This is a genomic window from Streptomyces sp. ID05-26A, from assembly GCF_033794685.1.
Classification (GTDB): domain Bacteria; phylum Actinomycetota; class Actinomycetes; order Mycobacteriales; family Pseudonocardiaceae; genus Lentzea.
In genome coordinates this window covers 105785-131335 of sequence record NZ_JARAYZ010000006.1, presented here as the reverse complement: position 1 = coordinate 131335, position 25551 = coordinate 105785, and the positions used below count along the sequence as shown (strand labels likewise).

General features: G+C 71.8%; 23 protein-coding genes. 1 reads left to right on the top strand and 22 read right to left on the bottom strand.

The annotated features are described in order from the left end of the window. Positions 1-14: 14 nt before the first annotated feature. The 22 genes from PV646_RS38035 to PV646_RS37930 form a co-directional block, all read right to left on the bottom strand. Positions 15-794, bottom strand: coding sequence for a hypothetical protein (locus tag PV646_RS38035; RefSeq protein ID WP_500347215.1), 780 nt, complete (start codon positions 792-794; stop codon positions 15-17). Beyond that, complete coding sequence (locus tag PV646_RS38030) at positions 794-1387, bottom strand: RNA polymerase sigma factor (RefSeq protein WP_500347213.1); 594 nt, start codon at positions 1385-1387, stop codon at positions 794-796. The genes PV646_RS38035 and PV646_RS38030 overlap by 1 nt, the downstream gene beginning before the upstream one ends. Positions 1388-1476: 89 nt before the next feature. Then, a complete protein-coding gene (locus PV646_RS38025) occupies positions 1477-2292 on the bottom strand; it encodes an HAD family hydrolase (protein ID WP_500347212.1) in 816 nt (271 codons plus the stop codon). A gap of 30 nt (positions 2293-2322) precedes the next feature. Then, positions 2323-3543 carry an NAD(P)/FAD-dependent oxidoreductase gene (locus PV646_RS38020; protein ID WP_500347210.1) on the bottom strand — a complete coding sequence of 407 codons (1221 nt, stop codon included), beginning with the start codon at positions 3541-3543 and terminating at the stop codon, positions 2323-2325. Continuing rightward, entirely contained in the window at positions 3525-3944 is a 420-nt protein-coding gene (locus tag PV646_RS38015; protein WP_500347209.1) for a hypothetical protein, read from the bottom strand. Before PV646_RS38015 ends, PV646_RS38020 begins: the two co-directional genes overlap by 19 nt. Then, a complete protein-coding gene (locus PV646_RS38010) occupies positions 3934-4464 on the bottom strand; it encodes an NUDIX domain-containing protein (RefSeq protein WP_500347207.1) in 531 nt (176 codons plus the stop codon). Before PV646_RS38010 ends, PV646_RS38015 begins: the two co-directional genes overlap by 11 nt. A 7-nt stretch (positions 4465-4471) precedes the next feature. Then, positions 4472-5368 (bottom strand): aminotransferase class IV, encoded by an 897-nt coding sequence (locus tag PV646_RS38005; protein ID WP_500347206.1) that lies wholly within the window; start codon positions 5366-5368, stop codon positions 4472-4474. A gap of 45 nt (positions 5369-5413) precedes the next feature. Beyond that, positions 5414-7234, bottom strand: a complete 1821-nt coding sequence (locus tag PV646_RS38000; RefSeq protein WP_500347204.1) for a condensation domain-containing protein — start codon at positions 7232-7234, stop codon at positions 5414-5416. Between the two features lie 49 nt (positions 7235-7283). Further along, positions 7284-9056: an ABC transporter ATP-binding protein gene (locus tag PV646_RS37995; RefSeq protein WP_500347203.1), complete on the bottom strand. Its 1773-nt coding sequence runs from the start codon at positions 9054-9056 to the stop codon at positions 7284-7286. Further along, positions 9053-10876 carry an ABC transporter ATP-binding protein gene (locus PV646_RS37990; protein ID WP_500347201.1) on the bottom strand — a complete coding sequence of 608 codons (1824 nt, stop codon included), beginning with the start codon at positions 10874-10876 and terminating at the stop codon, positions 9053-9055. Before PV646_RS37990 ends, PV646_RS37995 begins: the two co-directional genes overlap by 4 nt. A gap of 148 nt (positions 10877-11024) precedes the next feature. Next, positions 11025-13427, bottom strand: a complete 2403-nt coding sequence (locus PV646_RS37985; RefSeq protein WP_500347200.1) for an AMP-binding protein — start codon at positions 13425-13427, stop codon at positions 11025-11027. Continuing rightward, a complete protein-coding gene (locus PV646_RS37980; protein ID WP_500347199.1) occupies positions 13424-13942 on the bottom strand; it encodes a beta-ketoacyl synthase N-terminal-like domain-containing protein in 519 nt (172 codons plus the stop codon). The genes PV646_RS37985 and PV646_RS37980 overlap by 4 nt, the downstream gene beginning before the upstream one ends. Continuing rightward, positions 13939-15036, bottom strand: a complete 1098-nt coding sequence (locus PV646_RS37975; RefSeq protein WP_500347197.1) for a beta-ketoacyl-[acyl-carrier-protein] synthase family protein — start codon at positions 15034-15036, stop codon at positions 13939-13941. Before PV646_RS37975 ends, PV646_RS37980 begins: the two co-directional genes overlap by 4 nt. Continuing rightward, positions 15033-15317, bottom strand: coding sequence for a hypothetical protein (locus PV646_RS37970; RefSeq protein WP_500347195.1), 285 nt, complete (start codon positions 15315-15317; stop codon positions 15033-15035). Before PV646_RS37970 ends, PV646_RS37975 begins: the two co-directional genes overlap by 4 nt. After that, a complete protein-coding gene (locus tag PV646_RS37965; protein ID WP_500347193.1) occupies positions 15277-16644 on the bottom strand; it encodes a class I adenylate-forming enzyme family protein in 1368 nt (455 codons plus the stop codon). Before PV646_RS37965 ends, PV646_RS37970 begins: the two co-directional genes overlap by 41 nt. After that, positions 16628-18178, bottom strand: a complete 1551-nt coding sequence (locus PV646_RS37960) for an amino acid adenylation domain-containing protein (protein ID WP_500347191.1) — start codon at positions 18176-18178, stop codon at positions 16628-16630. The genes PV646_RS37965 and PV646_RS37960 overlap by 17 nt, the downstream gene beginning before the upstream one ends. Continuing rightward, a complete protein-coding gene (gene pabB, locus PV646_RS37955; protein ID WP_500347190.1) occupies positions 18171-20270 on the bottom strand; it encodes an aminodeoxychorismate synthase component I in 2100 nt (699 codons plus the stop codon). The genes PV646_RS37960 and pabB overlap by 8 nt, the downstream gene beginning before the upstream one ends. Then, positions 20267-21274: an LLM class flavin-dependent oxidoreductase gene (locus PV646_RS37950; protein ID WP_500347188.1), complete on the bottom strand. Its 1008-nt coding sequence runs from the start codon at positions 21272-21274 to the stop codon at positions 20267-20269. Before PV646_RS37950 ends, pabB begins: the two co-directional genes overlap by 4 nt. Beyond that, the gene (locus tag PV646_RS37945; RefSeq protein WP_500347186.1) at positions 21271-22245 is read right to left on the bottom strand and encodes a hypothetical protein; all 975 of its coding nucleotides are present in this window, start codon (positions 22243-22245) and stop codon (positions 21271-21273) included. Before PV646_RS37945 ends, PV646_RS37950 begins: the two co-directional genes overlap by 4 nt. Next, the gene (locus tag PV646_RS37940; RefSeq protein ID WP_500347184.1) at positions 22235-22516 is read right to left on the bottom strand and encodes an acyl carrier protein; all 282 of its coding nucleotides are present in this window, start codon (positions 22514-22516) and stop codon (positions 22235-22237) included. The genes PV646_RS37945 and PV646_RS37940 overlap by 11 nt, the downstream gene beginning before the upstream one ends. 116 nt (positions 22517-22632) lie before the next feature. Then, positions 22633-22890 carry a hypothetical protein gene (locus PV646_RS37935; protein ID WP_500347182.1) on the bottom strand — a complete coding sequence of 86 codons (258 nt, stop codon included), beginning with the start codon at positions 22888-22890 and terminating at the stop codon, positions 22633-22635. Between the two features lie 18 nt (positions 22891-22908). Then, positions 22909-24006: a glycosyltransferase family 2 protein gene (locus tag PV646_RS37930; RefSeq protein WP_500347180.1), complete on the bottom strand. Its 1098-nt coding sequence runs from the start codon at positions 24004-24006 to the stop codon at positions 22909-22911. A 740-nt stretch (positions 24007-24746) separates the two neighbouring features. On the opposite strand from PV646_RS37930, the gene PV646_RS37925 reads away from it, so the two are divergent. Beyond that, positions 24747-25523: an aminotransferase class IV gene (locus PV646_RS37925; protein WP_500347178.1), complete on the top strand. Its 777-nt coding sequence runs from the start codon at positions 24747-24749 to the stop codon at positions 25521-25523. Positions 25524-25551 lie beyond the last annotated feature (28 nt).

The window sequence follows — 25551 nt, the reverse complement described above, 5'->3', positions numbered from 1 at the left end:
CACCACACCCGGCCCTATCCGGCGGGCGCGCAGAGTGGACCTTCGACGACCTGGCCGTTGCCGAGCGTCACCCGCATCACGTTGCTCGCCACGGGGGGCCCGCCGGGGTGGTCGGACCTGCCGCACATCTCGCCGCCGTCGATCTTCACCGCGAACGTGCCGTCGTGCAGCCGCGCGGACGTCTCGGTGCCGTCCTGCCGCACCACCGACACCGCGACCACGTCCTCGGTGGTGATCCCGAACTGGATGCTCGACCCGTCGTCGAAGTTCCAGGCGTCGGTGTAGTCGAACGGGCGCGCGGCGGTGAGCGTGGCGTAGCTGTGCCTGCCGCGGCCTTCCATCTCGGCGACGTCGGGGCCGGTGATGCCGCCGGTCCTGCCGCCGGCGACCAGGCACACCGCCGCGGCCTTCGCGTTGCGGATCATCAAGTACTCCGGCCAGGGGGAGTTGTTGCCGGAGCCGGCGTCGATCTTGACGCCGGGGGTCCAGCTCTCCGGATCGGGCACCTCGACCCCGGATGCCACGGTGGTGGCGACGCAGTCGCGCGCGAGCTGCACGTCGGCCGGGTCGGAGGCGGGGACCACCCGGCGGGTCGCGTCGTCCGGGCCCGCCACCAGCACGCCGCCGACGACGAGCACCCCCACGGCGGCAGCCGCCGACAGCGGCAGGACGACCGAGCGGCGACGCCTGCCGGTGAGAGCGGCCGCCACCTCCGGCCGGAGCCGGTTCCACAGATGTTCCTGGAGTTCCACGGGCATCGGGCGGTCCGCGGGCAGATCGATGTCGTTGTCCATCACCGCTCCTCGGTGGTCGTGGTGGTCGGGGTGGTGGTGGCGCGGAGCCGGCTGCGGGCGCGGGATATCCGCGAGCGGACACTCGCTTCGGTGACGCCGAGCACCGCCGCGGCCTCCGCGGTGGACAGCTCGCCCACCAGGCACAGTTCGACGGCCTCACGTTCGGCTCTGGGCAGCCCGGCGACGGCGTCGAGCACCTCGCGGAGCCGGTGGTCCGCGTCGACCTTGCCCGCCACGTCCTCGGCGTGGTCTCGCACGGTCCCGCCGCGCGGGAGGCGGGCCAGTGCCGCCGCGAACCGCCCGCGCCCGCGGCGTTCCCTGCGGGCCAGGTTCCCGATCACGGCGAACAGCCAGGGCCGCGCGCTGCGGTTGACCAACGTCAGTCCGCCCACCCGGCGGCACGCGGTGAGGAACGCCGCCGAGGTCAGGTCCTCCGCCACCGACCACGAGCCGGTCAACCGGTAGGCGTGGTTCCACACCGCGCCGGAGTGCCTGCGGAACAGGTCGCCGAAGGCGTCGACGTCACCGCCCGCGGCTCGCTCCCACAGCGCCTGGTCGTCCTCCTCGTCGACGCTCCCGGGCTCTGCCCGCATGTGCCGCTCCCGCTCTCGCTCCGCAGTGGTCCTCACACCGGGAAGTCCCCGCAGGCCGCGACAGCGTTGCGTCGGCGGCGCCCGCGATGTCAGGGGGCGCCGAAGACCCGGTCGAGAACGACCGCGACCCCCTCGTCGTCGTTGCCCGGTGCCACCTCGTCGGCGACCGCCTTGAGTTCGGGGTGCGCGTTGCCCATCGCCACCGCGTGTCCCGCCCACACGAGCATCGACGCGTCGTTGGGCATGTCGCCGAAGGCGATCGTGTCGGCGGCGGCCAGGCCGAGCAGTCCGGCCGCGTACGCGAGACCGGTGACCTTCGACAGACCCAGCGGCAGGATCTCGATCTCACCCGGTCCTGCCTTGGTGGTGGTCACCAGGTGACCGGCGAGCCGGTCCGCCACCGCGTGCAACGAATCCTCGTCGAGGGCGGGGTGCTGCACGTAGACCTTGCGCAGCGGCTTCGCCCACAGCCCGGCGTCGTCGGCGGGAGAAGTCGGGAGGCCGTCGAGCGGGTCGGGACGGTAGCCGGGGCCCGCGAGCACCGGTCCGTCCAGCCCGGCCTGGTCGACGGCCAGCGCGAGCGGTCCGGTCTCGGCCTCGATCGCGGCCAGTGCCTCGCGGGCCACGTCCCGGTCGAGTTCGGACGCGGTCAGCTCGCGGTCCGCGTCGGCGTCGTACACCTGTCCGCCCTGGCCGCAGACGGCCAGGCCCCGATAGCCCAGCGAGGCGAGCACCGGCCTCGTCCACGCGGCCGAGCGGCCGGTGACGACGACGTGCCGCACGCCCCGCCCGGCGGCCGAGGACAGCGCGTTCCTGGTGCGGGGACCCACGGTGCCGTCGGAACGCAGCAGGGTGCCGTCGAGGTCCGTGGCGATCAACGCGTAGGGGGTGGGGCGGTCGGCCATTCGAGCTCCTGTGGGTGTCGGTGCGCGGATTCACCGCTGGTACAACGCGTTGAGCGCGTCGATGCCGGGAAGCTCGCCCAGCAGGTCGGGGCGGTCGAGCGCGGCGGCCGGGTCCTCCCAGGTCTCCCTGACCGGCGACCGGTTCCGGGGCACGGGCGCGATCGGCTCCCAGTCGTCGTGGTCGCGGCACATGCCGAGGCGCGCCGCGACGGTCTGCACCGCCCGGAGCGCGGCCAGCGGCGCCAGGGTGAGCTTGGCCGGGCCCGCGACGACGGCCCGGCCGCCGAGCAGTTCCACGCCGAACTCGTGCGCCACGGTGCCGCTGCTGGGCGCCAGCCCCGACTTCGTCGCCGGATAGCCGGAGACGGTGTGGACGCGGGCCAGCGTCGCCGCGTCGATCACCCGGCTCAACGTGAGCAACACCCGGCGCGCCCACCAGCCCGCGAGGTGACCCGTGGCGCCACCGCTGTCGAACGACTGGAAGTCCGACACCAGCCACGTCGCCCGCCCGTCGTCGCCGAGCCTGCTCGCGAGGAACAACCCGTGCTCCTCCCGTCCCGGGAACAGCACGCTCACCGCGGGCAGGTGGCCGCGCAGCACGAGCATGAACGCCCTCCGGAGCTGCACCACGGCGGGCAGACCGGACCGGGCGAGCAGAGCGGGCGTGCCCGCGCCCGCCGCGAGAACAGCCGATTCGGCCCGCACGACCGCCGTGCGGCCGTCCGGTCCGACGACGGTGGCACGGACGCCCGCACCGTCCTCCTCGACCCGCCCGACGGTGCCCGGCCACGTCTCGACCCCCGCCGCGCAGGCCTGCGCCGCGAGCCCGCGCAGGACGTCACCCACGTCATAGGTGGGTTCGCTGCTGCGGAAACAGGCCGGCGTTCCGGCGAGCCACGCCGGAACGGTGCGCGGCCGCACCCGCAGACCGGAGTTCCGCCAGTACCGTTCGGCCCGGCGCACCGCCGCCGGGTCGGAGAACGCGATGGTGGAGCTGTCCGTCACCGGCGGGATCCGCGCGAGCAGTTCCTTCCAGTGTTCGTGCGCGCGGCCGAGCAACGTGGGCAGCAGCGGCTCGTCCGGTCCGTACGCGTACCCGCGGTGCAGGTAGCCGTGCGACTGCCCGGACTGCCCCGAGCCCGCCCGTGACGGCTCGACGAGCACGACGCGTGCGCCCCGGCGCGCGAGGTCCAGCGCGGTCAGCAACCCCGCCATGCCCGCGCCCGCCACGATCACGTCACCGTCGCGCATCGCTCGCCTCCCCGCTGCTGGGGCGGGGTGATCCCGTGGGGCGGTGCCCCGGTGGGGGTGACCGTGGTGGGGGCGATCGCGATGGGTTCTGCCGCAGCGAGTTCTGCCGCAGCGGGTTCGACCGTCGCGGGTTCGACCGTCGCGGGTTCGACCGTGGCGGGTTCGACCGTCGCGACGAGCCCCGAGGTCGGTGACAGCCGCACCAGCCAGGTCTCGCCCGACACGGTCTCCAGCAGCACGGCCGCCTCGCCGTGGCGGGTCGCCGACCGCAGCGGACCCAGCCCGGCGAGCAGTGTCCGGTCCTGGCTGTTCGACGCCTTCGCCGTCAGGTCCCCCGTGCGCAGGCTGACCCTGATCTCGGTGGCGAGCGCGACGACGACCTCCACAGGATCAACCGCCATCCCCGGACGCTCCCATCAAGGCCAGCGCGGCCAGCGTCGAGGAGTCCCCGATGCCGCCCGCCGCCACCAGTTGCCCCAGCTGCGCCCAGGTGTAGCGGTGGACGGCCAGATCGGCTTCGAACACGTCCCGGTCGGCCGCGACGGTGCCGGCCACGTCGGCCACGAACACGTGGCAGGACGACGTCGCGAAACCGTTGCTCTCGGCGAACGTGCCCAGGTGCCGGACCCCGGTCAGCTCCAGTCCCGCCTCCTCGCGCGCTTCCCGCCGAGCGGCCTCCTCGGGGGTTTCACCGTCCGCCGTGCCGCCGCACGGGAACTCCAGGCTCCGCAACCCGCCCAGTACCGGCCGCGTCAGTTCGACCAGGACGTAGTGCTCGCCCTGGCGGGGCACCACCATCACCGAGTCGGAACGGCAGACCACGAAGTACGGGTGGCGTGCGCCTCGTTCCGTCTCGTACTCGCGGTGCTCCACCGTGAACCAGGGGTTCGTGTGCTCGGTCCTGCTGCTGATCTGGAGCACGCCGCCCTCACCGCAACGGGACGAGGTAGGCGGACGCGAGCGGGTGCCCGCCCCGGCACAACAGGTCGTACTCACTGATCAGCGCCGCCGCGTCGGCTGCCCCGGTCGCGTCGGGAGGGGTGCGGCCGTCCACCTCGTCCACGAGTCGCAGTCCCATGAGCGTTCCCGCCAGCACCACCTGTGCCTCGTGCAGTTCCTCGCGCGACACGGGCCGCTCCTCGACCACGAGGCCGCGTGCGCGGGCCAGGCCCAGCACGATCCGCTTGGTGATCGAGTCGAGCACGCCGGAGTCGACCGACGGCGTGACGACGCTCCCGTCGCGCACCAGCAGGATCGCGGCGCCGTCGGCTTCCGCGACCTGGTCGCGGTCGTTGAGGAAGAAGACGTGCTCGACGCCGTGCTCGACCCGCTCTCGTTCGTACACCCGGAAGTCCAGGTAGGAACCCCCCGACTTGGCCCCCGCCCCGATGGGGCCGCCGAACCGCCGGTGCGCGCTCACGATCGCCCGGACGCGGTCGGGCGTGGCCGGCCGGAACGGGAAGCCGCCGATGTAGGCGCCTCCCTCGCTGTCGGGCGAGAGCGTCGACCGGCCGCGCTTGGCGTAGAACGTCGGCCGCAGGTACACGTCGGAGCCGCCCAGTTGGGCCGCGACCTCGGCGAGCGCCGCCCACAGTTGCTGCCTGTCCAGGTACGCGGGGACGTCGGCCTCCCGCGCCGAACCGTAGAGCCGGTCGAGATGGGCGTCCCCGGCCAGCACGTCGTGCCGCTGCTCCCCGGCGTTCCAGAACGCCGTGATGCCCTCGAACACGTTCGCCCCGCGCAGCGCCAGTTCGTCCCAGACGTGGACCCGCGCGTCCTCCCAGGGAACGCACGCCCCGTTCAGCCACATCACACGATCAGACATCGATCTCTTCCCTCACGATCGGTTCCACCAGGTCAGAAGCAGGGATCAGGAACGCTGCCGCAGCCTCCCGGCGAGCACGAGCAGGCTCGCGGGACGGCGGAAGTCCGCGACCTCGAGGCCTTCGAACCCGCAGTCCAGGAGCAGCGCCAGCACGCGGGGGACGAGATGCAGCCGTCCGCCGTTCGTCAGGTAGGTGCCCGCCATCGTCGGACCGGTCAGGCCGTTGGCCTTGGCGACCGCGTCCCGCAGCGCGTGCCCGGCCGCGTCCACCGGCTCCACCTCCGGCCGGTCCACGCCCGAACCGGTGACAACGGACCCGTCCGCCCGGCTGACCGCGAACAGCGGCGGGCTCACCACGGCGTTGCGGCCGTTGTCCGTCGACAGCAGGAAGTCCCGCAGTTCCCACGGTTCGAGGTCCGCGTCGACGTGCGCGGTGACCCGGCCGTCCTCCTCGCGGACGTCGGCGTGCCGCACCCCGGGGTGCTCCCGCAGCCGGTGGGCGAGGAAGTCCAGGTCCACCCAGACGTCGTCGATCGCCGACCACCGGGGGCCCGGCCGCCACGGGTCGGTCGCCAGGGCCTCGGCCTCGTCGAACGTGAGGTCCCCGCGAGCGCAGGCCTGCACCAGGATCGCCTCGATCAGCCGGACGAGCCCCGCCACGTCGTCCGCCCCCGGCACGGCCGAGTCGACCCGTGCCTCGATCAGCAGGCGGGCGTCCACGGGGTAGGCGCTGACGTACAGGTTGCACACGTCCGCGAAGTGGTTCGTGCGTTCGAGGGTCAGCCGGGACCGGGACAGGAGGTCCCTCGGGTCCACCCCCGGTCGCGCCGGTTCGAGTTCCACACCGTCGAACGTGCAGTTGACCACCTCGGGACCGGGCAGGAAACTGCCCCGCCCTGCCTCGGCGCGTCCCGCGCACTCGTGGAACTCCAGCACGTCGAAGGCCATCTGCCGGCCGGCCAGCAGCACCGCCCTGCGCAGCCGCCGCATCACGTCGGTGAACGACGGCCGCCCGGACAGGTCGACGACCAGCGGCATGTCCCTGAACACCGCGGCCACCACCTCGCGGGTGGCCGGGTACTCCCGGAACGACCACGTCAGGTTCATCCCCAGCCGCTGACGGGAGAACTGGATCGCCAGTGCCGTGTACGCGGCCGCCGTCAGGATCGAGGACGGCGTCGCGCTCAGCGTGGTGTGCAGGCGGGCCAGCGCGGCGCTCGCGGCCGGCGACTCGAGGTACGCCCGCGCGACGTCCGCCCCCGGCCTGCCCCGGCTCACCGGAACCACTGTCGCCGGGAAGTCCCGCAACGCCGACGTCCAGTGGCGCAGCGCGGACTCGACCTTCGCCCTGCCGTCCGCCCGCTCGTGCTGTGCCTGGTCGATCGGTTGCGGCACAACGGGATCCAAGCCGGGTGCCCGGTGCTCCGCCCGTGCCGCGAGCAGTTCGACGAGGTCGTTGAAGAACACCCACGCGCCCAGCCCGTCGATCGCGATGTGCGCGATGGCGAAGACCAGGTCGCCGTTCGCGTGGCGGCCGAAGCGGATCGGGGGAGCGGCTTCGACGTCGAACGGCGCGTCGACGAACTCGAGCCGGGACCGTTCGTCGTCGCCCACCAGTGGCAACTCCGTGATCCGGTGGTCGTGCACCCGCTGACGTGGCGACCCGTCGTCGTCCTCGTCGTAGGTGGTGCGCAACGCCTCATGACGGGCCAGCAGGTCGTTGACCGCGTCAATGACGTCCTTTGTGGACAGTGTGCCGGGAACGCCGACGGGCCACGACAGGTTCGGGAGCAGTCCCCGGCCGCCGGTGCGGTAGGACAGCCACTCCAGCTGCGCGAGACCCGACTGCAACGGCCCGGTTCTCACCACTTCTTCTCGCACAACGCTTCCCCCTGTCGTGACGCCACGTGCCGGATCAGACGAAGTACCGCGCCTGCAGGTGGAACAGTTCCGCGTAGAGGCCATCGGCCTGGCTGAGCACGTCGTGGGTGCCGACCTCGACGACCTTGCCGCCGTCCAGCACCACGATCAGGTCGGCCGCCTGCGCGGTCGTGAGCCGGTGCGTGACGAGCACGGTCACGCCGCCGTCCTCCCGGCTCAGCCCGGCGTACTGCTGGAACAGCCACTCCTCGGCCTGCGCGTCGAGACTCGACGAGGGTTCGTCGAGCACCCGCAGCAACGGGGTCCGCCGCATCGACGCCCTGGCGTTCGCGACGGTCTGCCACTGCCCGCCGGACAGTCCCTCGCCGTCCCACGACTCCCGGCCCAGCCGCGTGCCGAGACCGTCCGGCAGGGAGGCGAGCAGTCGTTCACCGCCGGCCGTCCGCAACGCCTCCAGCACCCGCTCCCGGTCGCCGCCGCTTTCGAGCAGACCCAGCCCCACGGTGTCCTGCAAGGTCATCTCGATGTGGACGGGGTCCTGGAAGGCCGCGGTGATGGCCGCGCGCCAGTCCTGCGGCGCGAACTTCGTGAGATCCGTCCCATCCACCAGGACGCGGCCGGTGGTCGGCGTGTACAGGCCGCTGAGCAGCTTCACGAACGTCGACTTCCCGGCTCCGTTCTCGCCCACCAGAGCCACCACCGCGCCCGAGGGCAGGTGCAGGTCGATGTCGTGCAACGTCGGCCGGTCCCGGTTCCAGTACTGGAAACCCAGCTTCTCCAGCCTGATCCCGTCGGTCAGCCGGGCGGGCACCGCCACCGGGGACACCGGCTCGACCACCGCCCGTTCCTCCTCGGCGTCGCGCACCACGTCGAGGAACGCCGTGGTGGCCCGCAGTGACTCCAGCGTCCAGTAAGTCAGGCTCAGCAGACTCTGCACCTGGCCGGTGATCTGGCTGCTGACGGCGACGGCCGTCACGACGAGGCCCAGCGAGGCCTCACCGGACAGACCCGCCCGCACCATGAGGAAGATCGCCGTCGCGTACGCCAGCACGAAGAACAGCCACGCCAGCACCACCGGGACCTGAGCCCGCCGGTCCGCGACCGCGATCTCCCTGCCCGCCGCGTCCCACTCCTCGCGGTGCCTGCGCCGCAGTTCGCCCGCGAGCCCGAACAACCGGGTCTCGCGGCCGGGTGCGGCCGTCGTGGCGAGCGAGTACAGGTGATCGGCCAGCCGGGTGCGGGGCATGGCCCGCTCCACGGCCTTCCCGCGCCGCTTGTCCGCCGCCTGGGTGGCGAGCACCGTCGGCACGGCGAACAACGGCAACACGGCGAGCACCGGGACGACCGACGCCATCAGCGCCGCCGAGGCGATCAGCGCCAGCGCGGCGCCACCGAGCCACATCAGGCGGTCGAAGCCCGGCCCGATCTCACCCCGCGCGCTCCGCACGATCGCCGCCTTGTCCGACCGGCTCGACCGCTCGTGCACCTCCAGCGTCGGCGTCGTGCCGACCACGTCGACGAACCGGCGGTCGACCTCGTCCTGGATCTCCTCCTGCAGGCGCAGCCGGGTGAAGTACCCGGCGATGAACGTGCCCTGGGTGAGCATCACGAACACCACGAGACCCAGCGCGAGCGGCAGCAGGCCGCTGGTCGAGCCCCGCAGCGCCATCTCGCTGAACAGGCCCAGCACCACGGCGAGCCCGATGCCGGTGGCCTGTTCGAGCAAAGCCACCGCCACCACGACCACGGACCGGACGCGGTCCACGCGGGGGGCGGTCCTGAGTGCGAACTTCACGGCGTCGATCACGATGCCGCCTCCTCGAAACGCTTGGCCTGCAGGCGGAACAGCTCCGCGTACCGGCCGTTGGCGGTGATGAGCTCGTCGTGGCTGCCGTCCTCGATGATCTGCCCCTGGTCGAGCACGACCACCCGTTCGGCCTTGCGCACGGTCGCGAAGCGGTGGGAGATGGCGATCGTCGTGGCACCCGCGGTGAGCTCGTGGAAGGTGTCGTACAACTGGGCCTCGGAGCGGGCGTCGAGGCTCGCGGCGGGCTCGTCCATGATCAGCAACTGGGCGCCGTGCCGGAGCTTGAACAACGCCCTGGCGATGGCGATGCGCTGCCACTCGCCACCGGAGGCGTCCACACCGCCGGCGTACGCGCTGGACATCACCGTGTCCCAGCCTCGGGGGAGTCCTTCGACGAACTTCAGCAGCCCCGCCTGTCCTGCGACGGCGCGCAACCCGTCGTCGTCGCCGGAGTGGGCGAGCGACCCGAACGTGATGTTGTCGCGCAACGTCAGCTCGTAGCGGCTGAAGTCCTGGAAGACGGCGACCACCTGGCTCTGCCACAGCCGCCGGTTGTCGTCGCAGACCTCGGTGTCCCCGGCCCGCACCACACCCGAGCCGGGCGCGTCCAGTCCGGCGAGCAACCGGGCGAGCGTCGTCTTGCCCGCGCCGTTGAGACCGACGATCGCGAGCGACTGCCCCGCCGGGATCTCGAGGTCGATGCCGTGCAGGACCTCGGCGGACGCGCCGGGGTAGCGGTAGCGCAGGTCCTCGCAGGAGAACGTGGTCACGGGACTGGGCCACGGCCGCGCCGGGTCCTCGGCGCGGGGAGTGACGTCCGGGAAGGCGAACGACTCGGCCGCCGCCTTCGCGCCGAAACCCATCCGCAGGTCGTCGTCGTCCGCGCGCAGGATCTGCAGCAACGCCCGGATGGCGAGACCGCCGATCGCGAGGTCACCGACGGTCGTGCCGCCGGTCGCGGCCCGGTGCGCCAGGTAGTAGAACACCGACGCGACGGTGATGCCGGTGACGACGACGACCACCACGACGAACAGGTCGTGGTCCCGCCGCCGGCGCCAGACCTCCTTCATGTTCGTGAGCCACTCCGCGTGGTAGGCGTCGCGGAAGTACGACGACAGACCGAAAAGGCGCACCTCGCGGGCCGCACCCGGTGTCGTCGGCACGTCCCTGAGGTAGGACGTGCGGCGCAGCTTCTTCGTCTGGTTGATGCTCTCGACCACGGCGATCCGGTAGTTGCGGGCCAGCCGCACGTGGATCAGCACGAACACCGCGAACACGACCAGGCCCACGCCCCAGGTGACCTGGGTGAGCAGCGCCGCCGAGCCGATGGCGCTGACCCACAGCGAAGACCTGGTGGAGAAGCCGAACAGCGCCTCCCCCGCGGGCATGTCGATGGTGCCCGAACCCCGTGCCAGCCGGAGTCTGTCCCGGTAGGCGGAGTCCTCCAGGTGCCCGATGGTCGCCGGTTCGGACACCGCCGTCATCACGCGCTCACCGAGCCTGCCGGTGACCCTCCTGCCGAGCGCCCGGCCGAGAGCCGTGCGCGCCGACTCGGCGAGGTGGGTGAGCAGGAAGAGGCCCACGATGACCGCGACCCAGCGGTAGCAGTCCCGTGCGGCCGGGGTGTCGACGCCGTGCCCGACGGCGGCCGTGAGGCCGTCGACGAGCTCACCGATCGCGATCGTGATGCCCACCGGCGCCGCGCCCGCCAGGACGGCCGTGACCGTCGTCAGCGTGGCCAGGACCGGTGCCTGGGCGAAGGCGTACCCGACGAGCGAGGGGATGACCAGCCGCCTCGGGGCTGCGGGAGCCTGGTTCACGACACCCTCTCGTCGTCGCGGTTCCGGGCTGTCGAGCCTCGGACCTGAGCGTGCGACATCACTTCCTCCTGGTCGGCTTCGCGTGGAGCCGTCATGGCCGTTATCGGGCAATTTCCTCGTCCAGATCAACAGTGCGACTAGATGGTTCTCACGTGCCGGGAACAGGGGATCCGTGTTCCTGGCGGAGTCTGCGTTTGAGCACCTTGCCGGTGACTCCGACGGGGACCGACTCCTGGTCCTGCGCCGTGATCTCGGTGAGCGGCGGCAGGCCCTGCCCGGCCAGCGCGTCGTTGGCCCGCGCCAGCATGCCGCTCGTGTCGTGGCCGTCGCGCAGGTGCACCAGCGCCACGGCGTGGACCTCGCCGTCCCGGTCCGCCGCCGTCACCACGCAGTCGGTGATCTCCGGGAGGTGGGACAGCAGGACCTCTTCCGCGAGCACCGAGTACACGGTGCCGCTTGTGGTGTGGATCGCGTCGACCGCGCGGTCCACGTGGTAGAAGCGGTGCGCCTCGTCTCGGAAGACCAGGTCCCCCGAGAGCCAGTAGCCCGCGAGCAGGCTGCGGTAGGTGCGGTCCGAGTCGTTCCAGTAGCCCGGTGTCACGGTCAGGCCTTTCACCCCGAGCATCCCGACCTCGCCCGGTGCCGCGGGCGTCCCGTCCGGTCGCAGCACGGCGATGTCCGCGTGCGGCTGCGCGACGCCGAGGCACCGGGGCCGCGACACGACTCCGGGGATCGTGATCGACCCCAGCACCCCGCCCCAGCCCAGTTCCGACGAACCGAAACCGTCCACGAACATCGACCCCGGCAGCGGCTTCGTGCCCACCCAGTGCCGGCCCCGGCCGACGAGCTTCGCGACGTGCGCCTGGTGCGAGGCGTCGCCCACGCCGACCCAGCGTTCGACCAGGTCGAGATCGGGCAGGTCCCCTTCCAGCAACGCCAGTTCGGCGAGCGTGACCGCGAAGCCGACGACGATCGTCGCCCGGTGCCGGCCCGCCGAGGCGGCGACCGCCGCACCCCCGCGATCGGCCATGAGCGCCAGCGGCACCCCGGACAGCATGGCGAGCAGGGCGTACCCGATCGCCGAGCCGTGCGACTGGGGCAGCGCGGACAGGATCAACGACCGGGAGTGGTCGCGGAACCGCGTCAGGTGCGCCCTGATCCCCTCCATCATCTGCGCGTGCGCCCAGATGACCGGCTTTGGAGTGCCGGTGGTGCCCGAGGTGTGGCAGATCAGGACCGGGTCGCCGGGCGCGTGCCGGACCGCGCCCGGCACCCGCGCGTCGGCGGACGGCACGGTGTCGTCGATCGACGACACCCAGATGGCGCCGTCCGGTTCCCACTCGGCGGCGAGCCGGGCGAGTCGCACGTCGTCGGTCTGCAGACCGACGGGCGTGGTGCGGCGGAGGTAGGCCACCACGACCTCCGGTGCCATCTCACCGTTGATCAGCACCGCGATCGCCCCGAGCCGGCACAGGGCCAGGTAGTGGATCACGTTGTGCGCGCTGTCCCGGACGTAGATCGCCACCCGGTCGCTGCGTCCCACGCCTTTCCTTGCGTACCAGGCACTCCACCCGCCCACGAGGTCGGCGAGTCCAGCGAGGCTCAGGCTCGTGCGCGCCACGCCCCGCGCGTCCCGCACCGGCACCTCGCTGTGCAGGTAGGGGGCGTGCACGTCAGGGCTGACCCGCAGCGCGACGTCGAAAGCGTTGCCCCCGCCCACTTCCGGGTCGGCGGCGACGGATTCGCGCACGGCGGACGGGACGAAGGTGGTCCCCACGGCGATGTCCTCCTCGGTGACGTTCTCGGTGGTGTCGTCCGCGTGGACGGGCACGAGTTCGAGCAGCTGGTACTCCATCCCGGGAACCAGGTCGCCCGAGGTGCGCAGGACGACCACCCGGTACCCGGCGTCCGCCGCTATCGTGCGCAACGCCTCGTGGTCGCCGAGGCTGCTGAACCCGAGCAACAGCCGCCCGGACTCGGTCAGCAGGGCACGCGCGCCCGCGAGATAGCGTTGGTGCGCCTGGTAACCCGGGTCGAACACGGCCCGGTCCAGCAGTCCGCGCCGGTCGTCGGTCACGGGCCGTGCGGCGCCGGGATCGACGAACGGGGAGTTCCAGAAGATCAGGTCGAACCGCTGCCCTCCGGCGAGGCCGTCGAACACGTCACCCCGCCGCGCGTCGACCCGGCCCGCCTGGCCGTGCCGGGCGGCGTTGAGCGCGGTGTTGGCCACCGCCACCTCGGTCACGTCGATCGCGGTCACGCTGGCACAGCCGTGCAGCGCGGCCATCACGGCGGTCACACCGGTACCGGAGCCGACTTCGAGGAAGGCGCCACCGGCCGGGAACGGCAGCGACTCGGTGAAGAACCGGGTCGACGCGCAGTACGTCGGCGCGAACACTCCCGGCAGCAGGTCCCAGTCCCGCTCGTGCTGGCGGAAGGTGGTCGGCTCGGTGACCCCGTCGGCGGTGCTCCGCACCAGCCAGGAGCCCCGCACGACAGCGCCTTTCACCGCCCCGGCACGAGAACCGGCGCCGCGCTCGGAGGTCGTCACGTCTGAGTCCTTTCGCCGGACCGCACCAGGTCGGCGCGGGCGAACGCCTTCGCCGGGTCGGGATCCAGTTCGACCGTGACGCCGAGCACGAGGTCCGCGCAGTCGTCCGCCAGCAGCAGGCGGGCCGTGTCCAGCACCTCGGTGCGGGCGTCACCGGTCGCGGCGACGCAGCTGACCGGGCCGGTGATGCCGTAGGCACGCGCGAGGTGACCCAGGATCGCCGTGGGCAGCACCTGGTAGAAGAGGATCGGACTGACCCGGCCACCGGCCACCTGGTCGACCGACAGTTCCAGGCTGGTGGTGTCGAACCGGCACGAGCCGAGCACGATCGCCGTCCGGTCGCCCGCGCCGGTGAGCAGGTGCGCCGACCTGGGGTCGCCCAGGCACTCGTGCACGGCCGCCTGCACCAGCGGCGCGAAGTCCGACCCGAAGAAGCCGGCGGGGGCCGGCGGAGCGGTGTCCGCGTGCACCAGTGCGGTGGCGACGACGCCGAGGTCGTTCTTCGGCGCCGTCATGACTTGGCCAGCAGGATCGCGGAGTTCACGCCGCCCACCGACGAGTTGAGGGTCATCGCGTGGGGCACGTCCACCTGTTCGGGCGCGATGACGTGCCGCAACGGGTTGGTGGTGTCGGGGCGGTCCAGCCCGGCGGTCGGAGGCAGCACCGAGGACCGCATCGCCTGCAACGTGATCACCAGTTCCAGCGCGCCGCCGGCTTCCAGTGCGTGGCCCGTGGTGCTCTTCGTGCCGCTGACGAACACCTTCTCCGCCTGCGGGCCGAGCGCCCGGTGCAGACCGGCGGCCTCTGCGGTGTCGTTGAGCGGAGTGCCGGTGCCGTGGGCGTTGACGTAGGTGAGGTCGCCGGGGGCGAGGCCGCCCCGCCGCAGTGCCTGCGTGACGGCGGCGGCCACCCCGGCTCCCCGGGGATCGGGCTTGGCGACGTGGAACGCGTCGTCGGTCATCGCCCAGCCCGACATCCGGGCCAACGGCTGTGCGCCGCGGGCGCGCACGCTCGTCCCCGACTCCAGCAGCAGCACCGCGCCGCCGTCGCCGAGCAGCACGCCCCGGCGGTCCTGGTCGAACGGGCGCAGCCGTCCGTCGGCGGCCAGCGCCTGAGCGGAGTCGAAGAGGCTGAACGCGTGCAGGTCCACCAGGTACGCGCCACCGACGAGCACGGCCGGTGCGACACCGGTGCGCACCATCTGGGCGCCGTGGATGATCGCGTTCGAGGCGGCGCAGCACCCGTTGACGAACGTGCGCCGAGGCGTGCCGAGGCCGAGCCGGGAGGCCACCCGGTCGGTGAGTCCGCCCGGTGACTCCGGTGCCACCGAAGGAGCACGCAGCTTCGTCGCGAGCACGAGCGGCAGCTGCTCCGGGCGGCTCCACCCGGCCATCTCGACGGCCTGCCCGGCGCAGGTGACCAGGACGTCGGCGGTGTCGTCGGCCTGGTCGAAGGTGGCCGCCTGACCGGTGCCGCACCGGGAGACGTCGAAGCGCGTCACCGGGCCGAACGCGGGCGTGCCGGTGAAGACGCCCGCGGCCAGCGCGTCCGGCCCGAAGCCGAACGCGCTGAACACGCCGAAGCCGCTGACGTGGACGTCCTCGGTCATCCCTGTCCCACTCCCGGTTCGCGGTTGACGAAGGCGTGCAGCGCCCGCACGGAGTCGATGTCCGACGTCTTGCCGCTGAGTTCGACCACGACGCCGTGCTTCTCCTCCAGCACGTGCTGGATCCAGATCGCGGTGTAGGAGTCGAGCAGCAGCAACGCGTCGTCGTCGGCGGGCTCGGGCAGGTCGACGCCTTCGCACCCGGCGAGCACGTCGCGGAGTTCGTCCAGGCTGAGCGACTGGTCAGAGCTGGTGGGCAGCGGAGAGGAGCTGTGCTCGGTCACGGACGACCTTTCCGGTCGGAGTTTCGGGGAGCCTGTCGTGCAGGTAGTAGCGCTTCGGGGTCTTCGTGGGGTTGAGCCGTTCCCGGCTCCACGCCGCGAGAACCCGGTCGGTGGTGCCGTCCCTGACGGCGACATGGGCTTCGATCACGTTGCCGAACGTCACGACCGCGTGCGTGACATCGGGGTGCTCCAGCAGCACGTGCTCGACCTCCATCAGGTCGACCTTGATGCCGCCGATCGCGACCACCGAGTCCGCCCGGCCCAGCACGCTGACCCCACCGGTCGTCTCGTCGATCGACGCCCGGTCGAAGGTGCGCAGCCAGCCGCCGGCGAACCGTGCCACGCCGTCGTCGACGAGGTAGGGGGTGTCGGAGAACCGGATGTGCAGCTCGCCGTCCACCACCTGGACGGTGACGCCGGGGGCGGGGCGCCCGACCGACGGCGCGGGCAGCGCGCCCGTGAGGTCGGCGGTCACCACGCCCGCCTCGGTCAGGCCGTACACCTGGCCGAGGCGGCACCCGGTCGCCTGTTCGAACCGCGCCGCGACGTCCGGGGCGGTGACCATGCCCGCGCTGACCGCGACGCGCAGGCCGGGCAGCCGGGGGAGGTCCGCCGTGCTGCCCAGCAGGTCGAAGTGCGTTGTCACACCGAAGATCGCCGTCGGGTCGAGCGTCGTCATCGCGCGGGCGAGCGCCCCGCCGTGCTGCGCGGACGGCAGCAGCACGGGAAGTTCCGCCGCCAGTCCGTGCAGGACACCGCCGATCAGGCCCCAGGTGTGCACGGGCGAGCACAACAGCAGGAGCCGGTCGCCCCGGCCGGGCATGTCCTCGATCGCCGCGTACCGGTCGAGTTCCGCGTCGATCGACGCGGCCGAACGTCCGACCACTTTGGACTGTCCGGTCGAGCCGGACGTGAACTGCACCAGGCTGACCGTCCCCGGGAGTTCCCGAGCGCCGGGCACGGCCTCGATCGCCGGGTCGGCCGTCGCGGTGAAGTGCGCGGCGGCACCGGCACGGACGTGGAAGGCCGGTGTGCACAGCCTGGTCAGCGCGGCGGTCTCGGCGTCGGTGAGCCGGTGGTCCAGCAGCATCGCGGTGGCGCCGTGCCGCCAGAGGGCCAGCAGCAACGAGAACAGCGTGGCGCAGGGGACGAGCTGCAGCGCCACGCAGTCACCCGGCCGGACCCCGGCGGCCACGAGAAGTCCTTGGCAGCGTGCGACTTCCGCGTGCAACGCGGCCCGGTCGAACGTGGCCTGTTCGTCGATCCACACCGGCTCCGCCGACGGGGAACCGCAGAGGCGGTCGCTGAGTTCACGCGCGGTGGTCATGGCCTGCCTTCCCGGCCAGGGCCGTCCCGACGAGCTCGGACACGGCCCGGCGGTCGATCTTTCCGTTGCCGGTGAGGGGAAGCGCGTCCACGGTGAGCACCCGCTTCGGCACCATGTAGCCGGGCAGGCGGCGGCCGAGACCGGCGCGCAGCACGGCGGGGTCGCCGTCCGGGGCGAGGCAGACGGCGTGCAGGGCCACCGCACCGCCGCCGTCGGGCGCGGCGACGACGACGGCGTCCGTGACGCCGTCGAGCGACCGCAGCGCCGCCTCGATCTCACCGAGTTCCATCCGGTAGCCGTTGATCTTCACCTGGTGGTCGGTCCGGCCGAGGAAGACCAGTTGCCCGTCGCGCGTGGTCACCCGGTCACCGGTGCGGTACCAGTGCTCCGGTGCGACGACCGCGTCGGTGGTCTCGGGGTGGAACCGGCCGCCGTTCGCCTCCGGGTCCAGGTAACCGCTGAAGCGCAACGGTCCCCGGACGCACAGCTCACCCTCCTCGACAGGCCGTCCCGACTCGTCGAGCACGGCGTGTTCGAGGCCGGCGTAGGGCCTGCCGATCGGCACCACGCCGGTCGGGTCGTCGGGCCAGTCGCCGGGATCGTCCGGCAGCACGAAGTCGGTGCACGTGATGGTGAGCTCGGTCGGCCCGTAGAGGTTGTGCAGCGTGCCGCCGGGTGCCGCCGCCCGCCAGGCGCGGGCCTGCTGCCAGGTGAGGCGGTCGCCGCAGAACGTGCTGTGCCGCAACGTCGGCAGGCTGCCGGGTCGCAGCCGTCCGATGGCGTGGGCGTTGCTGATCAGCGACGGCACCGACGACCAGTGCGTGAGCGCGTTGTCCGCGATGAACCGCGCGGGCCGCAGCAGGTCGTCGCGGCTCGGCACCACCAGCGTGGCACCCGCCGACCAGCAGGCGAACAGGTCGAGCACGGACGGGTCGAACGTCAGGTCGAAGCACTGCGAGCACCGGGAACCGGCCTCGATCCCGTACCGGCCCGAGACCGCGCCCAGGTACGCGGAGACGTTGCCGTGCCGGATGGGCACTCCCTTGGGCGCGCCCGTCGAGCCGGAGGTGAACAGCAGGTACGCCTCTGCGCCGGGGTCGTCGGCCACCGGCGGCACCGGCGGACCCGGCGCGAGCAGGTGGGCGTCCATCGGCAGGACCGCGGTGTCCCCGACCTCGGGCGAGGCCAGCGCCGGATCGGCCAGCACGAGACCGGCACCGGAGGTCTCCACCATGAACCGCGTCCTGGCGGCCGGGAACGCGGGGTTGAGCGGCACGACCGAGCTGCCGAGGCGTTGCACGGCGAGGTAGCCGACATAGGCGAGCAGGCTGCGTTCGGCGAACAGCGCGATCCGCCGGGGAACGGGATCGGACGCGGCCATCACCTGCCCCGCAAGCGATTCCGCCATGTCCGCGAGCCGGCGGTAGCCGTACGCCACACCACCGACCTCGAGCGCGGTCCGGTCCGGGTGCCGCCGCGCCGAGTCGCCGAACCAGTCGTGGAGCATCACCGGGAACGTCGTGGGCTCAGCCATCGCTGGCCGCCTTCGCGGTTTCCCGTTCCGGGAACCGCGCGTCGAGCAGGGACAGCAGCGGGGTGGCCTTCACGGCCGTCTCCTCGAACTCCGCCGCCGGGTCGGACAGCGCCACGATCGCGCCGCCCACCCCGTAGCCGACCCGGCCTGGTGTCGCCACGAGCGTGCGGATCGCGATGCTCAGGTCGACGGCACCCGACAGCGAGAAGTACCCGATCGCACCCGAGTAGATCCCGCGCGGCCCGTTCTCGAGCTGGTCGATGATCTCCATCGTCCGCACCTTCGGAGCGCCGGTCATCGAGCCGCCGGGGAACGCGGCGCGCACGCAGTCGACCGCGCTGCGATCGGGCCGCAGCCGGGCCGTCACGGTGCTGGTCAGCTGGTGCACGGTCGCGAAGGTCTCGACCGCGAACAGTTCGGGCACGGCCACCGACCCGATCACCGCGACCTGGGCGAGGTCGTTGCGCAGCAGGTCGACGATCATCAGGTTCTCCGCCCGGTCCTTCTCGCTGAACGCGAGGTCGTGCCGCAGGTCCTGGTCCTCCTGCTCGGACCTGCCCCGGGGCCGGGTGCCCTTGATGGGCCGTGCCTCCACGTGCCGCTGGCCGTCCACCCGCAGGAACCGCTCCGGCGAGGTGCTCAGCACCGACACCTCGCCCAGGCGCAGCAGCGCCGCGAACGGGGCGGGGTTGTCCCGCCGCAGCGTGGTGTAGGCGGGCCACACGTCGAGCGCGCACTCCACGTCGATCATGTTGGTCAGGCAGATCTCGTAACTCTCGCCCGCGGCGATGGCGCGCTGGCAGGACTCGATGAGGTCGAGGTAGGTGTCGCGGTCGTGGCGTGTCGACAGTTCCGCGTCGATCCGTTCCCGCGGTGGTGCGGGGGAACGGGGAACGCCTGCCAGGATCCGGGACCGGGTGGTGGCGAGCCACGACCGCGCGGACTTCTCGTCTCCGGTGTGCAGCGCGAGCAGGTAGGTCGTCGACGTGGTGTGGTCGAACACCACGCACCGGTCGACGAACAGCAACGAGGCGTCGGGGTGTTCGGAGCGGTGCCGCAACCGACCGCCGCACTGGGCCTTCAGCTCGTAGCCGAGGTACCCGGCCCAGCCGCAGTGGAAGTCGAACGGCAGGTCCTCGCCGCCGACGACCTCGGTGGCGCGCAGCCGTTCGTCCAACCAGTCGAGGAACGGCCGGACCTCGGTGCGGGTGCGGTGTCCCGACCGCACGGTCACGGTGCCTTCGGCGACGTCGGCCGTCACGACCTCCGCGAGCGGCCCGTCGGCCGCACCCATGATCGAGAACCGGCCCAGCCGACGATCGTGGCGGCTGCTGTCCAGCCAGAACGCGAAGGGCTCGTCCCGGAACAGCGTCTCGTAGACCTGCTCCGCGTCGGACGCCGCCGGGAATTCCTCGGCCGGGAGTACCTCGGTCAGCAGCCGGTACCTCGTCGGCGGGGCGGGTCGGGGCTCGACGGCCGGCCGGGCCGATCGTGTGCGCCGCCCGGCCCTGGTGTTCCACTCGGCGCTCATCGTCGCGAAGTTCACCAGCAGCCGGTGTCCGTGCTCGGTCTCGATGGACTCGGGGTGGAACTGCACCCCCCACTGTGGACGGTGCAGGTGCCGCAACGCCATCAGGATCCCGTCCGGAGTCCACGCGATCGCTTCCAGGTCGTCCGAGAGCCGGTCGACGGTCCACGAGTGGTAGCGCACGACCTCCTGCGGCGAGGGGATGCCCGCGAACAGTCCGGTGCCGTCGTGCAGGACCGGGGACTTGCGGCCGTGCCGGGGTTCCGGCGCGAGCGCGATGGAACCGCCGCCGAGCATCGCGATGCCCTGGTGTCCCAGGCACACCCCGAGCAGCGGGATCCGTCCTGCCGCGATGACCTCGCGGCATATGCCGAAGTCCGCGGGCACGCCGGGCGTGCCGGGGCCGGGGGAGATCACGACGTTGTCGAATCCGTCGAGGTGCTCCGCGCGCCACCCCGGCTCGTCGTTGCGGATGACCGTGGGCTCGTTCCCGCTGATCTCACCGAGGTAGTGGGCGAGGTTGTGGGAGAAGGAGTCGTAGTTGTCGATGAGCAGGGTTTTCACGCCGACCCCTTCGAACGGTTCCCAGCGATGTCCAGTGCGACGGCGGCGTGCTTGACGTCCTGCTCCTCCGCCGGGGTGTCGAGCACGAACGTCGTGTAGCCGAGTTCGACGTACCGCCCGATCTCCCGCCCGACCGTGGCGTAGTCGCCGACGAAGTACGGGCAGAAGGTCTTGTAGTTCTTGAAGGGCCCCATCCAGTAGGAGTTCTCCCGGTCGACGGCGTTCGAGAGCTGCTGGTGCCACTGGGAGTCCGAGCGGGACATGGCGAGCCGGTGCTTGAACTGCCCGGTGCGGTCGGGTGGGAAGCGGGTCAGGGCGACGTCCCACGCCTCGTCGGAGGTCGGCCGGGTGATCACGCCGATCCGCATCCCCTGGCGCAGACCGGGTTCGGCCCGAGCCTGCTCGTGCGGTGGTTGCGGGTACACGATCCCGGTGGCTGAGAGCGCTCTCGCGGCTGCCATTCCGGCGGGGGAGGACCCGGACATCATGAAGCCGGGACGCAGGTGTGCGGGCAGCGGGGTGTTCAGCCGCAGCCCCGCGACGGAGTAGTACTCGCCCGCGAAGGTCACCGGATCGTTGGTGGAGAAGAGCTTCTCCATGATCGACGCGTACTCGACGGCGCGGTCGTAGCGGGCGTCGTGGGGCAGGTTCGCGCCCAGCGCCTCCAGGTCGCCGGTGAACCCGCCCGCGACGAAGTTGAGGTGCACCCGCCGCTGGTGCAGGTAGGCCAGGTCGGCGACGAGCTTCGCGGCCGTGAACGGGTGCATGTACGCGGCCTGCACCGCCACCAGCGGCGCCAGCCGGGTGGTCGCCTCGATGATGCTCTGCGCCACGAGCCACGGGTCGACCGACTTGTTGTCGGTGTAGGCGAGCACACCCTCGTAGCCCGCGTCGTCGTACCACCGTGCGACGGTTCGCAGCTGTCGCAGGTAATCCGGGCCGTGCTCCTGCAGCGAGTGCGGGCACGTGCCGAACAGCGTGAGTTCCTGTCGGGGCTCGGTCATGACGACGTCCCTTCGGCGGGGCCCGCGGCGCCGTCCAGCGGCTGCCTGCGGGTGAGCAGGGACAGCCGTGCGGGACGTCCGGCGTCCTGGACCAGGTCGACCCAGTCGCCGGCGACGCGGTGGAAGGCGTCGTTCAACGGCTGTGCGAGCGGGATCTCGCCGGGGGCCAGCACCTGCCACCGCACGAGGCTGTTGATCGTGTGCGGGTCGAACGCGGTCCAGACCCCGTCGAGGCGGACCTCGGGCCAGAAGTGCTCGGCCGAGTACGGGCTCGACAGCAGCAACCCGAAGCTGCGCCGGGCCTCCCAGCCCTCCTGCTCCGCCCGCCGTGCCACGTGCAGGCTCGCCAGGTCGCAGTTCGCGAGCGAGGTCTCCTCGAGGAACCCCAGGTCCCGGTACAGCGCGACGGGCAGGACGTGGAAGTGGAGCCGCGACACCTCGCCGAAGAGCCGCTCCAGCGCCGCCGGCACCTCCACGGCGACCGCGGAGCCACCGACCTCGCGCCGCAGCGCGAACCGCCCGGCCGAGACCTCCTGGCCCAGCCCCGCGGCCGCGCGGAAGTCGCATCCGTGGCCGGGTTCGGTGGAGCCGCACGCACCGGAGATCGTGACGTCGTAGCGGATCGGCCTGCTGTCCGTGCTCGATCGGAACGTCTGCGGCCAGCCCCGCATCGCGAAGTAGCGGGGGGAGGGCAGGCGCAGCGCGAGCGAGGCGTTCGTGAGGTCCAGCTCGTCGAACGACCGTTCCCCGTTCCGCACGCTGCAAGGGAATCCGAGGTCGAGCAGCGCCGGCAGGACGTCGGCGCCGAGGCCGAAGACCCTGTGGGCGGTGTGCGCGTCCCGGTCGAAGACCCGGTACCGGTCCGGCACCCGGCTGATCCGGTCCACGACGGCCCGCAGGTCGGCCGTCGTCCCGGCCGTCGTTCCGGTGATCGCCTCGGTGTTCGTCTCGGTATGCGTCTCAGCGGCCATCACGAGCCTCCAGGAGTCCGGCGACGAGGTTCCAGAGCGCGCCCGGTGAGGAGAAGATCTCGAAGGAGATCGCCTCGTCCGGCAACGTCACCCGGAACGTCTCCTCGACGGTCACCAGCAGCCGGACGACGATGAGCGAGTCCATGCCGAACGCCGTGAGGTCGGTGTCCTCGCGCAACGGGGTCTGCGGCGTGACCAGGCCGTCCAGGCACTGCCGCAGCAGGGTCTCGAACTCGGGATCCAGTGCGGTGGCCACGGGGTGCTCAGACATCGGCACTCCTCCCGGTGCGGACCGGCCGGGCGTCACCGCCGGAAACGGCATGACACTGCTCCACGTGATCTCCCCCTTGTTCGCGCGAAAAGCTGGTACGTGCCGAGACGCCGGTCTCAGGTCACCGGGGCGAAGCGGTCCGGGCTGATCTCGGCCAGGTGGCGGTGCACGGAACGAGCCGAGGTCCACGACTCCAGGACGTCGTCGCCGGGCGGTTCGAGTTCGACGCCGAAGCGCTGCCCGAGCGTGTGCTGCAGCCAGACGAAGCTGAAGGAGTCGATGGCTATCCCGGTGTCGTACCCGATCGCGGCGTCGGGCGTCTGCATCGCCATGCACTCGGCGATGAGCGCGGTCACCTGGTCTCGCGTGATCATGTGGCCTCGGACCTCTCGTCAGGAGCGGCTGCGGGAACGGTTCGATGCGCCGGGATCGCCGTCGGCGGGCGCGAGTCCGGTGAACACCATGCCGGGGCGGCGGAGTTCGAGAGCGGCGACGAAACCGCCGAGGTCGAACATGAGGTCGACGGCCGCACACGCGAGGCGTTCGGCGGTGGCGCGGACGGAACTGCCGTCCCCGCCCTGGGTGTCCTGTCCGGGGACGTCCTTTCTGGGCGCGTCCTGCCCGGCGGGGCGCAACCCTCGGGCGCGCAGACCCACCACCAGTGCGAGTGCGGCGGGTGCCGCGAGCAGGCTCCTGCCCCCGGTGCGCGAGGCCAGCGCGAGTCCTGCCACCGCCGCGCCCGCCACGACGGTGCAGGCGTTCAGCGCGGGCCTGCGGTGTCGCGGGTGGACCTTGCACACCCACTGTTCCGAGCGGCCGTAACCGTAGAGCCTGCGCCCGGCGGTGGCGAGAGAGTCCACAATGGCCTCGTCGTGCACGACGACCACGTCCGGGTCGCACACGATCCGGTACCCGGCGTCGGACATCTTCAGCCCGAGGTCGCAGTCCTCTCCGCCGACGTGGTCGAGGCTTTCCGAGGGGAACCCACCGACCTCTTCGAACACCTCGCGGCGCACCGCGAGGTTCGTCGTCGTCGCCCAGGTCACCGTCGCGCACCGGCGCGGGCGCTCCAGGTCGTCGTTGATCAGCTTCGACCAGCGCATGATGCGGCTCGCCCGCGCGTCGCCGTGCTCGACGTAGGTGGGGCCGGCGACGCCGCCGACGGAGGCGTCCGCACCGCGCAGCGTCGCGACGTGCCGTTCGAACACGTCCGGTGGCACCCGGCAGTCGGAGTCGGTGAAGAGGATCAGGTCGTAGCCGGCCCGCTCGACGCCCAGGTTGCGCTTCGCGCCGACGTGGCGCGGGCCCGTCACGTAGCGGGCCCCGAACTCGCGGCAGTTCGCCTCGTGGGCGGCCGCGTCATCGGGGTCCGAGTCGTCGACGACGACCACCTCGGCGGGCACCGGACTCCGGTCCATGGCGACGCGCAGCGACGCCAGTTGCGCGCGAAGCAGCGCCACGCGGCCTTTGACCGGAATTACGACGGACATACCGCGTCGTGGTTCTGCTGTGGACACGCACCCTCCCGTCTTCCCGTTCTTTCGCGGACAGGACTTGGCCGCGCTCGACCGGGGGCGTGAGCTCGCCCCGACTCGAACGCGATTGACGTCGCCATTGACGTCTTCTTCGGCACCGTGGGGCCGAGGTCGTCACCGGATGGCGGTCCACCGAATTACGCGCACCTCGATCGCGGATTTTCGGAATTCCCGCGTGGGAGTCCGAAATGACCGGAGACCTACCATCGGACGGTCTCGGGTGGCAATCGGATTACGCTGCCCGGTCGAATGCGCTCGTGCGAGCGAGTTCAGCCAGGTCGTCGTGGACAGTGCCTTCGGAAACGGCTTCTACCAGCGAAAACTGGGCTCTTTGCTGAACCCTGACGCTGTTCCGGTAAAAGTACCGGGAACCGTCCCGGTAAAAGCTGCGGTCAGGAACCATTCGTCATCGTGGGACCCCCAGTCATCCACAGCGTCCTGACGTACCCCCCGGTACGGCGGTGTCTCGGTCCTGGCCGGGACCCATCCGGCCATCGTGTTCGGACTCGATCAAGCAACCTTGAGGGACAGTACCTGAGCCGTGGAATCGGGTAAACCCAGCTCTGATCTGAAACCCATCTGGACTAATCAGGGGCAATCGGGTGTGCAATCCGTGAGATGAGTCGCGCGCGACCTTCGTCAACTGCGGTCACGGGTGTCGCCGCGATTAGAGATGAGTGTGGTGGAATGCGATCGTGATCGAACTCGACGGGCGGCCTGCCGAAGCGGAGGAGGTTGCCGCACTCGCGCTGACCAACTACGGGCACTTCACCACGATGTCGATGACCGGAGGACGGGTGCGCGGGCTGCCGGCGCACCTGGGGAGGCTGGCCGCTGACTGCGAGCGGCTGTTCGATGTGGAGCTCGACCTCGACCGGGTCCGTGCTCTCGTTCGCCGTGCTCGTGCCGACACGGCGCGGATGGTGCGGGTGACGGTTTACGCGCCCGGCCTCGACCTCGCTCGGCCGGGCGCCGACCAGGACCCGCGCGTCCTCGTCACGACCCGGCCCGTTCCGGCGCACCGGCCGCCGCCGCTGCGCCTGCGGTCCGTCGCCCATCGGCGCGACGCGCCGGAGACGAAGCACGTCGGTCTCTTCGAGACGATCAGGCAGCGTCGCCTCGTCCAGCGGGAAGGCTTCGACGACGCGCTGTTCGTGGACGAACGCTCGCGAGTTCTCGAGGGTGCGACGTGGAACATCGGTTTCCACGACGGTGCCGGGCTGGTGTGGCCCGCAGGGGACCAGTTGCCCGGCGTCACGATGGAACTGGTGAAGGCGCTCGGTGTGGCGGAGTCGTCCGAAGCCGATGTGGACCTCGCGGACGCGAGGCGTTTCCCGGTCGCCTTCGCCACGAACGCGGCGGTCGGGGTCCGTGCCATCGCCTCGCTGGACGGAGCGTGCTACGACACGGCGGCTCCCGTGCTGGAGGAGTTGTCCGCGCGGTACGGCGCGTTGCGCGGCGACGAGGTGTAGGCGCTCGTCTGTCTACAAAGGATCAAAC

Excerpts from the sequence above, each read along its gene's own strand:
- PV646_RS38030 (WP_500347213.1), bottom strand. The coding sequence starts at position 1,387 with ATGCGGGCAGAGCCCGGGAGCGTCGACGAGGAGGACGACCAGGCGCTG.
- PV646_RS37980 (WP_500347199.1), bottom strand. The coding sequence starts at position 13,942 with ATGACGGCGCCGAAGAACGACCTCGGCGTCGTCGCCACCGCACTGGTG.
- PV646_RS37945 (WP_500347186.1), bottom strand. The coding sequence starts at position 22,245 with ATGGCCGCTGAGACGCATACCGAGACGAACACCGAGGCGATCACCGGA.
- PV646_RS38025 (WP_500347212.1), bottom strand. The coding sequence starts at position 2,292 with ATGGCCGACCGCCCCACCCCCTACGCGTTGATCGCCACGGACCTCGAC.
- PV646_RS37950 (WP_500347188.1), bottom strand. The coding sequence starts at position 21,274 with ATGACCGAGCCCCGACAGGAACTCACGCTGTTCGGCACGTGCCCGCAC.
- PV646_RS37965 (WP_500347193.1), bottom strand. The coding sequence starts at position 16,644 with ATGACCACCGCGCGTGAACTCAGCGACCGCCTCTGCGGTTCCCCGTCG.
- PV646_RS37935 (WP_500347182.1), bottom strand. The coding sequence starts at position 22,890 with ATGATCACGCGAGACCAGGTGACCGCGCTCATCGCCGAGTGCATGGCG.
- PV646_RS37940 (WP_500347184.1), bottom strand. The coding sequence starts at position 22,516 with ATGTCTGAGCACCCCGTGGCCACCGCACTGGATCCCGAGTTCGAGACC.
- PV646_RS37960 (WP_500347191.1), bottom strand. The coding sequence starts at position 18,178 with ATGGCTGAGCCCACGACGTTCCCGGTGATGCTCCACGACTGGTTCGGC.
- PV646_RS38005 (WP_500347206.1), bottom strand. The coding sequence starts at position 5,368 with ATGTCTGATCGTGTGATGTGGCTGAACGGGGCGTGCGTTCCCTGGGAG.
- PV646_RS37975 (WP_500347197.1), bottom strand. The coding sequence starts at position 15,036 with ATGACCGAGGACGTCCACGTCAGCGGCTTCGGCGTGTTCAGCGCGTTC.
- PV646_RS37930 (WP_500347180.1), bottom strand. The coding sequence starts at position 24,006 with ATGTCCGTCGTAATTCCGGTCAAAGGCCGCGTGGCGCTGCTTCGCGCG.
- PV646_RS38035 (WP_500347215.1), bottom strand. The coding sequence starts at position 794 with ATGGACAACGACATCGATCTGCCCGCGGACCGCCCGATGCCCGTGGAA.
- PV646_RS38015 (WP_500347209.1), bottom strand. The coding sequence starts at position 3,944 with ATGGCGGTTGATCCTGTGGAGGTCGTCGTCGCGCTCGCCACCGAGATC.
- PV646_RS38020 (WP_500347210.1), bottom strand. The coding sequence starts at position 3,543 with ATGCGCGACGGTGACGTGATCGTGGCGGGCGCGGGCATGGCGGGGTTG.